We start from the raw sequence: 13,218 nt of genomic DNA, 5'->3' as shown, positions 1-13,218 counted from the left end.
GTCATGCGCCATCCGGCGCGAACGGCACAGAACGAGGAGACATCATGACGGACACACGGTCCGCAGCCCCCGCGGCAGGCACGAGCATGGAGCTGGACATCGGCGGCATGACCTGCGCGTCGTGCGCGATGCGCATCGAGAAGAAGCTCAACCGGATCGACGGCGTCACGGCGACCGTGAACTACGCGACGGAGAAGGCCAAGGTGACGGCACCCGACGGGTTCGACCCCGCACTGCTCATCGCCGAGGTCGAGAAGACCGGGTACACCGCCGCCCTCCCCAAGCCCGAGAAGACCGCGGTTCAGGGTGACGCCGACGAGGCGTCCGACCCGGAGCTGACGAGTCTGAAGCACCGGCTCGTCGCCTCGATCGTGCTCACCGTCCCGGTCGTCGCGATGGCGATGATCCCCGCGCTGCAGTTCACCTCCTGGCAATGGCTCTCGCTCGCGCTCGCCGGCCCGGTCATCGTGTGGGCGGCGTGGCCGTTCCACAGGGCGGCGTGGATGAACCTCCGACACGGTGCCGCGACCATGGACACCCTCATCTCGATGGGCACGCTCGCCGCGCTGCTGTGGTCCCTGTACGCGCTGTTCTTCGGCACCGCGGGCGTTCCCGGCATGACGCACCCCTTCGAGCTGACCGTGGCTCCCAGCGACGGCGCCGCCAACATCTACCTCGAGGTCGGTGCCGGCGTGACCACGTTCATCCTCGCCGGGCGGTACTTCGAGAAACGGTCCAAGCGTCAGGCCGGAGCGGCGCTGCGCGCCCTGCTGGAACTCGGAGCGAAAGACGTCTCCGTGCTCCGCGACGGTGTCGAGGTGCGGATCCCCACTGCGGACCTGGCGGTCGGGAACGAGTTCGTCGTCCGCCCCGGTGAGAAGATCGCCACGGATGGGGTCGTCGTCTCCGGGACCTCGGCGGTCGACGCGTCGATGCTCACCGGCGAGTCGGTCCCTGTCGAGGTCGGCGAGGGAGACACCGTCACCGGGGCGACCGTCAACGCCGGGGGACGGCTGGTCGTGCGGGCCACACGCGTGGGATCCGACACCCAGCTCGCACAGATGGCCAGGCTCGTCGAAGACGCCCAGACAGGTAAGGCCGAAGTGCAGCGGCTGGCGGACCGCGTCTCGGGGATCTTCGTTCCCATCGTGATCGCCATCGCTGTCGCAACGCTCGGTGCCTGGCTCGGCGCAGGGTTCCCCGTCTCTGCCGCCTTCACGGCCGCTGTCGCGGTGCTCATCATCGCCTGCCCCTGCGCCCTCGGACTCGCCACCCCCACCGCCCTGCTCGTGGGAACGGGACGCGGCGCCCAGATGGGCATCCTCATCAAGGGGCCGGAGATCCTCGAATCCACCCGCAAGGTCGACACGGTCGTGCTGGATAAGACCGGCACCGTCACGTCGGGCCGGATGGCGCTCACCGCCGTGCACACGGCAGAGGGTGTCGACCGGGGCGAGCTGCTCAGGCTCGCCGGAGCCGTGGAAGACGCCTCGGAGCACCCCATCGCACAGGCCGTCGCGGCGGCAGCGACGCGGGAGTCCGGAACGCTGCCCGTCGTCGAGGGCTTCGCCGCCATCGAGGGTCGCGGTGTGCAGGGCATCGTCGACGGACACGCGGTCCTGGTCGGTCGGGACTCGCTGCTCGCCGAGTGGTCGCAGCACCTTCCCGCCGCGCTCGCCGCCGCGAAGTCCGAGGCCGAGCGACGGGGAGAGACCGCGATCGCCGTCGGTTGGGACGGCGAGGCCCGCGGCGTGCTGGTGGTGGCCGACACGGTCAAGCCCACCAGTGCTCAGGCCATCGCGCAGCTGAAGAGGCTGGGGCTCACACCCCTCCTGCTGACGGGGGACAACCGCGCCGTCGCGCAGCAGATCGTCGCCGAGGTCGGCATCGCCGAGGTCATCGCCGAGGTGCTGCCGAAGGAGAAGGTCGACGTCGTCACCAGGCTCCAGAGCGAGGGGAGGGTCGTCGCGATGGTCGGCGACGGCGTGAACGACGCGGCCGCTCTGGCGCAGGCCGACCTCGGGCTGGCGATGGGTACCGGAACCGACGTCGCGATCGAGGCCGGCGACATCACGCTCGTCCGCGGCGATCTGCGCAGTGCGGCCGATGCGATCCGTCTCTCCCGCAAGACCCTCGGCACGATCAAGGGCAACCTGTTCTGGGCGTTCGCGTACAACGTGGCCGCGATCCCGCTCGCGGCTCTCGGACTGCTCAACCCCATGCTCGCCGGTGCGGCGATGGCGTTCTCGAGCGTCTTCGTGGTCGGCAACAGCCTCCGCCTGCGGTCCTTCCGGAGCGAGGCGGCGGATCCCTCCCCGGCGGAGGCGGCGGCGCCGCGCGAGCGCGCACCGCAGACCGCTTCCGCGGAGATCATCTGAGAACGAAAGAGGAGAACGACATGTCCGATTCCCCGGCAGCATCGTGCTGCAGCATCGACACCCGCCGTGCCGTCGCACCGGCAGGACGCAAGGATCTGCTCGCGCCACCGGCCGCCGGCATGGCAGAGTGCCCGGTGATGGTCGGCAGCCCCGTCGTCATCGCCGACGCGGAAGCCGCAGGACTCTTCCGCGATTGGGAGGGCACGCGTTACTACTTCTGCTGTGCAGGGTGCGGACCGGCGTTCGACGCCGACCCCGCGAAGTACACCGCAGCAGCCTGATCGTTTCCCCGCTCGGGGTCGGCCACGTGCCGGCCCCGACCACCATCTTCCCGAAGAGGAGAGGTTCATGAGCACCTCGCATCCCGAGCACGCGCACGATACCCACCACGGATCCCCGCACGGCGCCGAGCACAGCGCGGATCACGGACACAGCACCGCTGCCGACCACACCGGTCACGCCGGACACGACGGCCACAGCGAGCACGGCGGTCACGCCGATCATGCCGGACACAGTGGGCACGCGGGTCACGGCGACCACGTCGCCCAGTTCCGGCGCCTCTTCTGGATCATGCTCGTACTCGCCGTGCCGACCGTCGCGCTGTCGGGAATGTTCGCGATGATCCTCGGGTACCCGCTCCCCGATGTCCCCGGCCTCCGCTGGGTGTCGCCGATCCTCGGAACCGTCATGTACGTGTGGGGAGGGAAGCCCTTCCTCGTCGGCGCGGTGAGCGAGATCCGCGGGCGCAAGCCCGGGATGATGCTGCTGATCGGCCTCGCCATCACGGTCGCCTTCCTGGCGTCGTGGGGTGCGAGCCTCGGCGTCCTGCATCACGAGCTCGACTTCTGGTGGGAGCTGGCGCTGCTGATCGTGATCATGCTGCTCGGGCATTGGATCGAGATGCGTTCGCTGGCGCAGACGACCTCGGCACTGGATTCCCTCGCGGCTCTCCTCCCTGATGAGGCCGAGCGCGTGGAGGACGGGCAGGTCGTGGTCGTGGCGCCCGCCGATCTCGCCGTCGGCGACGTCGTCGTCGTGCGCCCCGGTGGGAGCATCCCCGCGGACGGCCGGATCGTCGACGGTCGCGCCTCGATGGACGAGTCGATGGTGACGGGGGAGTCGCGCACGGTCTCCCGCGGCGTCGGAGACCCCGTCACCGCCGGTACCGTCGCGACGGACTCCGGATTGCGCGTCGAGATCACCGCGACCGGTGACGACACCACACTCGCCGGAATCCAGCGTCTGGTCACGGAGGCGCAGAACTCGTCGTCGCGAGCACAACGCCTCGCCGACACGGCTGCCGGTTGGCTGTTCTGGTTCGCGCTCGGCGCCGCCGCGATCACCGCGATCGTGTGGACGCTGGTCGGCCTGCCGGACGACGCCGTCATCCGCACCATCACGGTGCTCGTCATCGCCTGCCCGCACGCGCTCGGACTCGCCATCCCCCTCGTCGTCTCCATCGCGACGGAGCGGGCCGCGCGGGGAGGCGTGCTGGTCAAGGATCGGCTGGCGCTGGAGAGCATGCGCACCGTCGACACCGTGCTGTTCGACAAGACCGGCACGCTCACCAGGGGAGAGCCGGTCGTGTCGGAGGTGTCCGTCGTCGAGGGGCACGACGCCGACGCGGTGCTCGCGCTCGCCGCCGCTGCCGAGGCTGACAGTGAGCATCCCCTGGCGAAGGCGATCGTGCGGGCGGCTGCCGACCGGCGACCCTCCGTACCGGAGAGCCGCGACTTCACCTCGTCCCCTGCCGTGGGCGTCACAGCGGTGGTCGAGGACACGACGGTTCGCGTCGGTGGTCCGCGCCTGCTGGCCGAGGAGGGCGTCGAAGAACTCGCTGTCGCCGAAGCCTGGCGCGCGGATGGCGCGATCATCCTGCACGTCCTCCAAGACGGTCGGGTCATCGGTGCGCTCAAGCTCGCCGACGAGGTCCGTCCCGAGTCGCGGGAGGCGGTCGACGCGCTGCACGCTCTCGGCGTCCAGGTCGTCATGATCACGGGCGACGCCGAAGCGGTCGCGCACACCGTCGCCGCGGATCTCGGCATCGACAGGGTGTTCGCGGGTGTGCGGCCGGAGGACAAGGCAGCGAAGGTGCAGGAGCTGCAGCGCGAAGGGCGCAAGGTCGCGATGGTCGGAGACGGCGTGAACGACGCCCCCGCTCTGGCGCAGGCCGACGTGGGCCTGGCCATCGGCGCTGGCACCGACGTGGCGATCGCCTCGGCCGGGGTCATCCTCGCCGGCGACGACCCGCGCTCGGTGCTCTCGGTGATCGAGCTCTCGAGGGCCGCCTATCGGAAGATGCGGCAGAACCTGTGGTGGGCGGCCGGTTACAACCTGCTGTCCGTACCGCTCGCCGCGGGCGTGCTCGCGCCCATCGGGTTCGTGCTGCCGATGTCGGTGGGGGCGATCCTCATGTCGTTGTCGACCATCGTCGTCGCGCTCAACGCCCAGCTGCTGCGTCGGTTGGACCTCCGGCCGGAGGTCACGACACGCGCGATCCTCGACCGCTGAGGTCGCGCGTGTCGTCCTGAACGTCAGCGCGGGGTGATGTCTCCGAGCTTCCAGCTGCGGTCGAAGTACGGCTCAAGCGGACCGTACAGGCGGAAGTACGAGAACCAGTGCTTCCCCGGAAGGGTCTGCACCCAGTTGCGTTCCCCCTCCGGAGGTTCCGTCGGCCCGAAATACAGGTCCGCCGAACCGTCGGCGTTGAGGACGACGTCATCTCGCGAGCCGCGGTCGCCGCGCTGCTGAGGGTTGTCGATCAGACAGCGTGTCGTGGCGTCGTACACCGTCGCGGACCAGAAGAGCTTCGCCGGGACGTCGGCGGGGACGTGCAGGGTGTAGTCCCTGCCGCCGTCGAGCCAGTCGCCGGCACCGTCCGTGTACGACCCCAGGTACGCCTGACCGACGCCGGGTGTCGTGCTCTTCATCGCTTCTGCGAACGACACCGCCTCGTAGAACCAGGACGCGCGCTCGAGCAGTTCGTCGTAGCCGTCGCCGCGCTGCGCGGTGTTGTCGAGCACGATCGCGAGCTCCCACGCTCGGTCCGGCCAGTACGTGCCCTGCGCGAATCGCTTCGCGAACGTATTGGCCCGAGCCATGAGCTCGCCGGCGGCGGCCCCCTGCTCGAGGATGCGCGTGAGGCGGGCATCGGGCGCGAACGGTCGGCCTTTCTCGATCCCCAGCTGCCTGAGCATGGCGAGGTAGAAGCGGTCCCGTTCGTCGACGACCTCCGACTGGTAGATCTGGTGCAGGCGACGCCAGTACTCGAGACCTCGAGGCTGATCCCCGCTCCAGGGGCGCCCCTCCGGCGACACGATCCGCGTCGGTGAGGGGTGCGCCCGATCCGCATGCGGGTAGATGCGCACGGCCCGGACGAGCGCGTCCGACCGCTCAGGGTCGGGATCCAGGGTCCGGAAGCCGAACATGATGTTGACGCCGGAGGAGCGCAGCACGCGGTAGTCGCTGCTCAGCTCCGGGGTTTGATCGACGCCGGGGGCGAGGACGAGGTACTTTCCTCCTTCACCCCGGTCGGGACCCATCTCGCCCATCGCACCGAACTCGCGCTGCCAGAAGTCCGAGACACCGCCGGCTGTCGGGCCCGGCGGCAACTCGATGACGAGCGGGCCCGTCTCCGACAGGTCGAAGAAGTTCAGGATGTACGGCGTCGTGGCGTTGGCGGTGATCAGGCCGAGTCGATCGCGATAGCTGACATAGCGGACGAGGTCGCTGCTCGTCGCACCGAACACGTCGTAGTGCTGGGTCTTCCACTGTGCGTACGACACGAGGGGCAGTGCCCAGAGATAGGCCTGGCAGGCGAGCTGATGATCCAGCTCGTCGAAGATCAGCGAGATGTCGGCGCGCGCGGGAAGATCCCCGTCCATGCGCGCCTCGGCGAGCCGGCCGGGAAGGTCGATTCCCATCAGATCACTTCGCTCCGCCGAGCTCGTGGATGAGCTCCGCCTCCTCCTCGGCCGAGAGCGACGTCTGCACGACCGTGCCCTCGTAGGGTGCGAGCGCCGCGGCGAACTTGTCCTGCGTGATCTTGGTCGCATATACGACGACCGCGGACTTGCCGGCGGAGACGGTGCTCTTCACTCGGTCGCGGAACTCCGCGTCGATTCCGGTCTTGTCCAGTCCGGCGAACAGTGCGCCGAAGAGGCCGCCGAACAGCAGACCGGCGACGGGGATGAAGAACAGCAGACCGATCAGCATCCCGAAGAGCGCGCCCCCGACCGCACCGACGCCGACGTTGGCCGCGGCCCCGGGATACTCGACCTTCGTCTTGCCGTTCTGATCGACCTTGACGAGCGCGAGACCCGCCAGCTCGACGACCAGGTCGTTCTGCAGTGACTGGATCTGCTCGTACGCGCCTTCCGCCTGCGTCTCGGAATCGTAGGAGATGATGATCAGTTCGGCCATGAGCTCTTCCCTTCTCTGGGCTGAGACGAGCCGCCGCAGCCGTCGTGGGCGGAAGCGCCGTGCCTCCGTCGAGTCAGGCTACCCACGCCTGTGTCCTGATCCAGCGGGAGGGGAGGGAAATCACCCGGGGGAGGTTGGCTGAGGTGCTGCGGTCGATGAATCGAAGGGCGATCACCGCGGGATGCTCGCGTAGTCTTCACGACATGGTCGAGCGCGGTGGACGGCGGCGATACCGGCGGGAGTGGCGGAGGCTGGCGCTCGCCGCGCTGCTCTTCGTGTTCATCGTCGGTCTCCTGCTGCAGACGCTGACCTCGGGTATCGCGCACTCGGCCCTGCAATGGACGGTCATCGGAATGATCGTGGCAGGGTCGGCGGCGCTGCTCGTCTGGCAGGCCCTGAAGGTCCGTTCGCTCCGCCGGAGTCTCCGCGACAGGTGAAGGCCGCGCACCGACGAGAAAAGCCGCCTGACACCAGGCGGCTTTTCTCGTGGTGGAGGGTCTCGCTGACGTGTTCACGAACCGTCAGCGTACGAAAACCCGATGTGCCCCCGACAGGAGTCGAACCTGCGACCTACGGTACCAACGTTCGGGGGTCTGTGCCGTCGGCAGTTACCGAGATGTATCGGCTGTAGAAGTCGATCGGATCCATCTTCAGGACTCGCGCGATGTTCTCCAGCTCGTCGGCGAGGAAGGGCGACTTGCCGCGCAGGCGCTCACCCATTGACGTGGGGTTGAGGCCGATCTGAAGCGCCACATACCGGTTCGAGCGGTCGTCAGCCTTGATGAGGGCCTCGACGAACTCACCACGGGCGCGGCGAAGATCGCGTGCTGCGTTCCGAAGAGGGGTCACGTTGCTCTGAATGCTCATGTCAGTGACTGTACAGATTTCCGGTCAATATGGCAAGCACCCCGCACAGGGGTGCCGACAATCTGGCAACACACCGAACATGCGTCTTGCAAGTGAACGGAATTCCGCGCATGCTTGCCGACATGACGAACCAGGTAATCGGAATTCCTGACAAGGTGCGCGGTGTGGCCGCCGAAAAAGGGTACACCCAGGAGCGCACGGCCATGGCTGCCGGCATCTCTCGAACTGCTCTCGTTGACCGTTACGCGGGCAGGACGTCTTTCAAGGCGGACGAGATCTTGGCGCTCGCTCTCGCGATGCGCGTCCGCATCGAGCGGTTCTTCCCTTCCGTGGAAGAGCTGGCCGACGAGGACGCCGCATGATCTCCCGGGCTGGGGTCCGGGTGCCTCCTGGGGACGGGGCGGAGGTGGACCGGCGCACCGTGGGGACGGATGCGCCGGCCACCGGATCCGCACGAGTGGCTATCGGGATGGCGACTCTCTGGCTGACCCTCGTCTGTCTTGGCATCACCTTCTTCACGTGGACCGTCAACGGCGTGACGCTCCTCGGCACGATCTTCTTCGCCGTGTTCATCTGGGCGATCGGCGCCCACCGACGTCAGTTTTGGGAGTCGTGATGGACGAGACATGGAAGCCCGTGGTCGGGCACGAGGCCCGATATGAAGTGAGCAACATGGGGCGCGTTCGCAGCCTGGGATGGCGTGGCCGCGATTCGCTCGGCAGAGAGCGTGACTACGAACCGAAACTGATGAACCCGACCAAGGGATCTCACGGGTACCCGGCGGTTGACCTCCGATCCGCGAGCGGACGATCGGCGAGGCTGGTGCATCACCTGGTGCTCGAGGCTTTCGTCGGCCCCCGGCCGGCGGGGATGGAGGCATGCCACGGCAACGGGAACCGCGGCGATGCTCGGCTCGTGAATCTGCGCTGGGACACTCACTCGGCCAACATGGCTGATTCGATCTCGCACGGGACGCATGCGGCGACCCGACGAACACACTGCCCGCACGGTCACCCTCTTGCGGAACCCAATCTTGTCGCGAGCGAGATGCGGGCGGGGCGGCGGCGCTGCCTGGCTTGTGCTCGCGCCAGGACGTACGCGCGGGATCACCGCTGCGAGGTAACTCAGCAGCTCCGCGAGCAGAAGTATCGGGCGATCTCTGCCCAGACCAACTGAACGTATCGACTCACATAAGGGATAGGGACCCATGAGTACAGCAGTATTTGGCGCGCCTGAATGGTGGGCAAGAAGTGGCAGAACGATCAAGCCGTTGGAGGACGGGACGCTCACGTTCCAGGGATCACACGGGTATCTCGCGCCGAGGACGGCGATGGATGCCGAGGAGTACTTCCTCGGCAAGCGTGACGAGGATCTTGGGCGGTGGCGGTGCCCGACTGACCTGGACTGGGTAGCGCGCGAGGGTCTGCATACGGCTGATGGCCGCACGGTCGTCGTTGTCAACGAGCGCACGCTCGATCGCTTCTGGTTCAACGAGCGGGTCAGGGATGCGTCGGAGGATGTCGATCTCGCGCATCGTGTCGGTCGCGCCTACTTCGAGGCTCACCCGGAGCGGAAGGCTGCGGGGGCGAAGGCTGGCGAGGTGTGGGAGCTGACGATCGACGACGGCAGTGAGCACACGGTGTTCGTCCATGAGGACCGTGCAGTCGGAGGAAGAGCCGGCGTCTCGCAGGGCGGAGCGTACTTCGACATCGAGGACAGCTCGAACGTCGTGGCCGCTCGCCGTGTCTGGCCGGAGGACGCATCGTGAGCGCGTCGAAGCAGCCTCCCGCGAAGCTCGCTGAGAGCATCCCCGCGGTGACAGCCCCGGTGAAGCTGCCGCGCCTCATTCCGAGCCGTGCGAGCTATCTGGCGACCCTCATTACGGGCGCCGCGCTCATCGTCCTCTGCCTCGCGGGCCTGGCCTACGGGGTGACGCTGTGACTGCCGTGACGTTCTTCGTCGCCGGCATCCCGGTCCCTCAGGGGTCGAAGACGGCCTACGTCGTCGGCAAGCGCGCAGTGCTCACGGACGCGAACAAGAAGGCGTTGAAGCCGTGGCGAGCCGAGGTGACGCGCGTGGCGCGGGGGTCGTGGCTCGACCGGCTGCGTTTGGAGGACGTGGCCGTGCGGGTGGAGGCGACGTTCGTGTTCGAGCGGCCGAAGTCGGTGAAGCGGCCTGCGCCGTCGGTGAAGCCCGACGTGGACAAGCTCGCGCGCGCCCTGCTGGACGGGGTCACGGATGCGGGCGTGTGGAGGGACGACAGCCAGGTCACGGACCTGCACGTCGAGAAGGTCTACGGCGATGCGCCCGGGGTGCACGTCGTCATCAGCAGAGCGGACTCACCGCTCATTGAAATCGAAGGAGAAGGCGGCGTGACTGAGCGCATCGCGGTGAAGGTTGGAGAGTACGGCTGGATCGAGAACACACCCACTTACACGGACATCGTGAAGACGTTCGGCGAGGTGGTCGCCGAGACGGAATGGGGCAGCTACCAGGGCGACTCGCTGTACATGGTGAAGGGGGAGCAGGGGTACGGCATCCTCACGTTCGGCTGGGGTTCGTGCTCCGGATGCGACTCCCTCGAGGGGTGCTCATCTCAGGCCGACATCGACGCGCTGCAGGACGACCTCGAGCGGGGCATCCGGTGGTTTCCGACTCTCGGTGAAGCGGTGGCGTTCGTCGAGGGTGGCGGGTTCAAGGACTCGTACCTCGACGACGAGATGATTTCCGCGTTCGTGAAGGCCGCTACGACGGTCGTCGTCGCTGAGGGCGAATCACGGAAGGCCGTCGAGAGCGCTGTGAAGAAGGCCACGCTGGTGAAGGACGTCAGCGCTCAGAACGGCGCGACCGGCGTCCAGCGCCTGTACCGCCTCGATCCGCCTCTGGTCGGGCACGAGCTGGTGGTCGTGTCCGCGATCGGCTCCGCGTTCGACACTGGCCGCGCAGAGACATACATCTTTCCGGCGGCCACCGACGGCAGTATCGCCGACTGGGGTGAGCTTCCGGGGTCATTCCAGGGCGCGGCTGACCACGTCGAGGCGCTGATGGGCGCTGGATACGAGGTGTCCGCATGACCGTCATGGAATCGCAGGCACTCACTGACCTGCTGGCACGCGCCGGGGCACCCGACACGGACCGTCCCCGGTGGATCGCGGAACGCATGGCCGGCATCACTGCGACAGAGGTCCGCGACCTCGCAACTGGGAAGGTGCGCGCCCAGGCGCTCATCGACATGAAGCTTGGGCGTACCCCGGAGCCGGGTGACCTGTCGCGCATCCCGATCATCGGCTGGGGTCGGGACCGTGAGGTCGTGATCGCTGAGGCGCTGCGCGGTGTCGGTATCGAGCCGGAGTCGCGGGTGTTCCACGGCGAGCACAACAGCCGTCACCTCGCCTCCCCGGATGGGGTCGGCGTCGACTTCGATGACTCGTTGATCGTCTCGGAGATCAAGACGTCGGGCGCACCGCTCCTGGTGGGTTCGCCGGAGCTGGAGGCGAAGGGCTACGTGCATCAGATGCAGTGGGTGATGCACGTCACGGGCGCCGTCCGCTGCCGGTTCGTCGTGGAGCAGCGAATCCAGGTGAAGGGCGGGTTCGTGCCGGGACCGCTCGCTGAGGACTGGATCGAACGCGATGACGCAGCGATTGCGGAGCTGATCGAGATCGCGGATGCGTTCCTCGCGGAGTTGGATCGTCAGCGCGAGGACGGCGCCCCTGTCATCGACGAGGAGCTGGACACGCACGCCGTGAACTACCTCCGCGCGATCGATGAGGAGAAGCGGTGGGGCGACCTGAAGCGCGAGCACTACGCGGCCGTGGTCGCGGCGGGGAAGTCGCAGGAGTCGCCGCTCGCACGGATCACGTACACGGCGGAGAAGCCGGGTGAGGCGCTCGAGGTCGAGGAGATCGACTACGACGCCGCGCGGGCGACGCACTTCGGGCAGGCGCTGTTCGCGGAGCTGCAGTCGGTGACGGCCAGGTGGAACGAGCACCTACAGGGGTTTATCAGCACGAAGCCCGTGCAGGGCAAGGGGCGTGCCGCGTCGGCGCGCATCACGGCAGGTAAGGGGACAAGGTCATGACCACGCAAGAGAACCAGACAGAGCAGGCGGAGACGGCAGTCACCGGGAAGCCGCTCGCGGACTACGAGCTGTACGTCGATCTCCTGTCGAACGTGCTCGCAAACGGCCTCGCGCTGTCGACGCAGCAGGACTTCTTGGCCACGCTCGACCGCTCGCTGCCGCTTCACGAAGCGGTGCGCGATGCGGCCCGGGACTCGATCAAGTGGCGGTTCGCATTCGACATCGACCGCATTGAGGCCGCGCGTACCGCGGCGGAGCAGGAGCAGAAGGCATGAACACCGCACTGAAAACGAGGAAGCCGACCGGGCTCCCGTCCTGGCCGATCCTGTTGCTCGCGGGTCGCGAGAAGGCCGGGAAGTCGTGGGCCGCAGTGTCCGCCTCGGCATCGCCGCTGGTCGGCCGCACGCTGTACATCGGCATCGGTGAGGACGACCCCGACGAGTACTCGATCATCCCCGGCGCCGACTTCGAGATCGTCGTCCATGACGGCACTTACCCCGGCATCCTCGCCGCGGTGCAGGCCGCAGTCGCGGAGCCGGCGGGGGAGAAGCCGACGCTGATCATCGTCGATTCGATGACGCGTCTGTGGAACCTCATCGGCGACAACATGCAGGCGATCGCGAACAGGAGAGCGAAGGGCCGGAAGAACGCCGCCGGAGATTTCACGATCTCGATGGATCTGTGGAACGTCGCGGCGGACCAGTGGTCGACCGTCATGGACGCGCTACGTGCGCACCAGGGCCCGGCAATCCTGACTGCTCGCCTCGACCCGGTCGCGGTCATGGAGGGCGGGCAGCCGACCACTCAGAAGGAGTGGAAGATCCAGGGGCACAAGTCCCTCCCGTTCGATGCAACCGCGATCATCGAGATGCGCGAACGCGGCCAGTTCCTGATCACGGGTGTGAAGTCGGCTCGCGTGCAGCTCGACAAGCCGAAGCTGTTCCCCGAGTTCACGGTCGACCGGCTCTGGACCGACCTCGGCGTGGCCGATGGGACGGCTGACCGGACGCACGCCACGGTCCAGACGGATCGAAGCGGGGCCGAGCCGGGAGCGCCCCGCGAGGAGGCTCCTACGCCCGCTCCCGTGGCCTCGATCGACTGGGCGAAGGAGATCATGCCCGTGCGCGATCTGGACGACCTGAAGGCCATCCATCAGCGCGCGACTCAGGAGAAGGAGCTCGGCCTCACAGTCGGTGCTGATCACAAGCAGTCGACGCTCGACCTGATCGCGGCGTGGAAGCTGCCGACGCCGCAAGGCGCGCTGACGATCGCCGCTCTGATCCAGGCCGTGAAGGCGAAGATCGCGGCCGGAGAACTTCCCGCCGACGCTCAGCCCGTGCAGACGGACGCGTGGCCGGTCGCGGACATCCCGAAGGACGGCGAGTCATGATCCCGCGGCTGTCGTGGCGGAACCGTCTACGCCTCGCTATCGCGGTCCTCCGCGGTGACGTCTACCCCGAGCCGCCTTTC

General features: G+C 67.8%; 16 protein-coding genes. 13 read left to right on the top strand and 3 right to left on the bottom strand.

Annotation, left to right across the window (positions count from 1 at the left end; translation table 11 throughout):
* The first annotated feature begins 44 nt into the window (after window positions 1-44).
* The 3 genes from AB0E56_RS13295 to AB0E56_RS13285 all read left to right on the top strand — a co-directional run bounded on the left by AB0E56_RS13295 (window position 45) and on the right by AB0E56_RS13285 (window position 4,889).
* The gene (locus AB0E56_RS13295; RefSeq protein WP_359799598.1) at window positions 45-2,378 is read left to right on the top strand and encodes a heavy metal translocating P-type ATPase; all 2,334 of its coding nucleotides are present in this window, start codon (window positions 45-47) and stop codon (window positions 2,376-2,378) included.
* 20 nt (window positions 2,379-2,398) lie between these two features.
* Entirely contained in the window at window positions 2,399-2,659 is a 261-nt protein-coding gene (locus AB0E56_RS13290; RefSeq protein WP_183152443.1) for a YHS domain-containing protein, read from the top strand.
* A gap of 67 nt (window positions 2,660-2,726) precedes the next feature.
* Complete coding sequence (locus AB0E56_RS13285) at window positions 2,727-4,889, top strand: heavy metal translocating P-type ATPase (RefSeq protein WP_359799595.1); 2,163 nt, start codon at window positions 2,727-2,729, stop codon at window positions 4,887-4,889.
* Between the two features lie 23 nt (window positions 4,890-4,912).
* On the opposite strand, the gene AB0E56_RS13280 is transcribed toward AB0E56_RS13285, so the two are convergent.
* The gene (locus AB0E56_RS13280; protein ID WP_359799593.1) at window positions 4,913-6,301 is read right to left on the bottom strand and encodes a DUF1254 domain-containing protein; all 1,389 of its coding nucleotides are present in this window, start codon (window positions 6,299-6,301) and stop codon (window positions 4,913-4,915) included.
* Window positions 6,302-6,305: 4 nt separating this feature from the next.
* Window positions 6,306-6,800, bottom strand: coding sequence for a DUF1269 domain-containing protein (locus AB0E56_RS13275; RefSeq protein WP_359799592.1), 495 nt, complete (start codon window positions 6,798-6,800; stop codon window positions 6,306-6,308).
* 203 nt (window positions 6,801-7,003) lie between these two features.
* Here AB0E56_RS13275 and AB0E56_RS13270 point away from each other — a divergent pair, with 203 nt between their 5' ends.
* Window positions 7,004-7,237, top strand: a complete 234-nt coding sequence (locus tag AB0E56_RS13270; protein ID WP_359799590.1) for a hypothetical protein — start codon at window positions 7,004-7,006, stop codon at window positions 7,235-7,237.
* A gap of 133 nt (window positions 7,238-7,370) precedes the next feature.
* On the opposite strand, the gene AB0E56_RS13265 is transcribed toward AB0E56_RS13270, so the two are convergent.
* A complete protein-coding gene (locus AB0E56_RS13265) occupies window positions 7,371-7,667 on the bottom strand; it encodes a hypothetical protein (protein WP_359799588.1) in 297 nt (98 codons plus the stop codon).
* Window positions 7,668-7,777: 110 nt separating this feature from the next.
* Between AB0E56_RS13265 and AB0E56_RS13260 the strand changes: the two genes are divergently transcribed.
* The 9 genes from AB0E56_RS13260 to AB0E56_RS13220 all read left to right on the top strand — a co-directional run bounded on the left by AB0E56_RS13260 (window position 7,778) and on the right by AB0E56_RS13220 (window position 13,138).
* Entirely contained in the window at window positions 7,778-8,029 is a 252-nt protein-coding gene (locus AB0E56_RS13260; protein ID WP_359799586.1) for a helix-turn-helix transcriptional regulator, read from the top strand.
* Window positions 8,026-8,283 carry a hypothetical protein gene (locus AB0E56_RS13255; protein ID WP_359799584.1) on the top strand — a complete coding sequence of 86 codons (258 nt, stop codon included), beginning with the start codon at window positions 8,026-8,028 and terminating at the stop codon, window positions 8,281-8,283. Before AB0E56_RS13260 ends, AB0E56_RS13255 begins: the two co-directional genes overlap by 4 nt.
* Window positions 8,283-8,843, top strand: a complete 561-nt coding sequence (locus AB0E56_RS13250; protein ID WP_359799581.1) for an NUMOD4 motif-containing HNH endonuclease — start codon at window positions 8,283-8,285, stop codon at window positions 8,841-8,843. The genes AB0E56_RS13255 and AB0E56_RS13250 overlap by 1 nt, the downstream gene beginning before the upstream one ends.
* 154 nt (window positions 8,844-8,997) lie before the next feature.
* Window positions 8,998-9,435 (top strand): hypothetical protein, encoded by a 438-nt coding sequence (locus tag AB0E56_RS13245; protein ID WP_359799580.1) that lies wholly within the window; start codon window positions 8,998-9,000, stop codon window positions 9,433-9,435.
* On the top strand, window positions 9,432-9,608 hold the full coding sequence (locus AB0E56_RS13240) for a hypothetical protein (protein WP_359799578.1): 177 nt from the start codon (window positions 9,432-9,434) through the stop codon (window positions 9,606-9,608). The genes AB0E56_RS13245 and AB0E56_RS13240 overlap by 4 nt, the downstream gene beginning before the upstream one ends.
* Window positions 9,605-10,741, top strand: coding sequence for a RusA family crossover junction endodeoxyribonuclease (locus tag AB0E56_RS13235; protein WP_359799577.1), 1,137 nt, complete (start codon window positions 9,605-9,607; stop codon window positions 10,739-10,741). The genes AB0E56_RS13240 and AB0E56_RS13235 overlap by 4 nt, the downstream gene beginning before the upstream one ends.
* Window positions 10,738-11,748, top strand: a complete 1,011-nt coding sequence (locus tag AB0E56_RS13230) for a YqaJ viral recombinase family protein (RefSeq protein ID WP_359799575.1) — start codon at window positions 10,738-10,740, stop codon at window positions 11,746-11,748. Before AB0E56_RS13235 ends, AB0E56_RS13230 begins: the two co-directional genes overlap by 4 nt.
* Window positions 11,745-12,023 (top strand): hypothetical protein, encoded by a 279-nt coding sequence (locus AB0E56_RS13225; protein WP_359799573.1) that lies wholly within the window; start codon window positions 11,745-11,747, stop codon window positions 12,021-12,023. The genes AB0E56_RS13230 and AB0E56_RS13225 overlap by 4 nt, the downstream gene beginning before the upstream one ends.
* On the top strand, window positions 12,020-13,138 hold the full coding sequence (locus AB0E56_RS13220; RefSeq protein ID WP_359799570.1) for a hypothetical protein: 1,119 nt from the start codon (window positions 12,020-12,022) through the stop codon (window positions 13,136-13,138). Before AB0E56_RS13225 ends, AB0E56_RS13220 begins: the two co-directional genes overlap by 4 nt.
* Window positions 13,139-13,218 lie beyond the last annotated feature (80 nt).

The organism is Microbacterium sp. NPDC028030 (genome assembly GCF_040637855.1).
Classification (GTDB): domain Bacteria; phylum Actinomycetota; class Actinomycetes; order Actinomycetales; family Microbacteriaceae; genus Microbacterium.
Note: the sequence above shows the minus strand (reverse complement) of the source record. Positions and strands in the feature narration are given on the sequence as shown.

Excerpts from the sequence above, each read along its gene's own strand:
- AB0E56_RS13295 (WP_359799598.1), top strand. The coding sequence starts at position 45 with ATGACGGACACACGGTCCGCAGCCCCCGCGGCAGGCACGAGCATGGAG.
- AB0E56_RS13290 (WP_183152443.1), top strand. The coding sequence starts at position 2,399 with ATGTCCGATTCCCCGGCAGCATCGTGCTGCAGCATCGACACCCGCCGT.
- AB0E56_RS13285 (WP_359799595.1), top strand. The coding sequence starts at position 2,727 with ATGAGCACCTCGCATCCCGAGCACGCGCACGATACCCACCACGGATCC.
- AB0E56_RS13280 (WP_359799593.1), bottom strand. The coding sequence starts at position 6,301 with ATGGGAATCGACCTTCCCGGCCGGCTCGCCGAGGCGCGCATGGACGGG.
- AB0E56_RS13275 (WP_359799592.1), bottom strand. The coding sequence starts at position 6,800 with ATGGCCGAACTGATCATCATCTCCTACGATTCCGAGACGCAGGCGGAA.
- AB0E56_RS13270 (WP_359799590.1), top strand. The coding sequence starts at position 7,004 with ATGGTCGAGCGCGGTGGACGGCGGCGATACCGGCGGGAGTGGCGGAGG.
- AB0E56_RS13265 (WP_359799588.1), bottom strand. The coding sequence starts at position 7,667 with ATGAGCATTCAGAGCAACGTGACCCCTCTTCGGAACGCAGCACGCGAT.
- AB0E56_RS13260 (WP_359799586.1), top strand. The coding sequence starts at position 7,778 with ATGCTTGCCGACATGACGAACCAGGTAATCGGAATTCCTGACAAGGTG.
- AB0E56_RS13255 (WP_359799584.1), top strand. The coding sequence starts at position 8,026 with ATGATCTCCCGGGCTGGGGTCCGGGTGCCTCCTGGGGACGGGGCGGAG.
- AB0E56_RS13250 (WP_359799581.1), top strand. The coding sequence starts at position 8,283 with ATGGACGAGACATGGAAGCCCGTGGTCGGGCACGAGGCCCGATATGAA.
- AB0E56_RS13245 (WP_359799580.1), top strand. The coding sequence starts at position 8,998 with ATGGATGCCGAGGAGTACTTCCTCGGCAAGCGTGACGAGGATCTTGGG.
- AB0E56_RS13230 (WP_359799575.1), top strand. The coding sequence starts at position 10,738 with ATGACCGTCATGGAATCGCAGGCACTCACTGACCTGCTGGCACGCGCC.
- AB0E56_RS13225 (WP_359799573.1), top strand. The coding sequence starts at position 11,745 with ATGACCACGCAAGAGAACCAGACAGAGCAGGCGGAGACGGCAGTCACC.
- AB0E56_RS13220 (WP_359799570.1), top strand. The coding sequence starts at position 12,020 with ATGAACACCGCACTGAAAACGAGGAAGCCGACCGGGCTCCCGTCCTGG.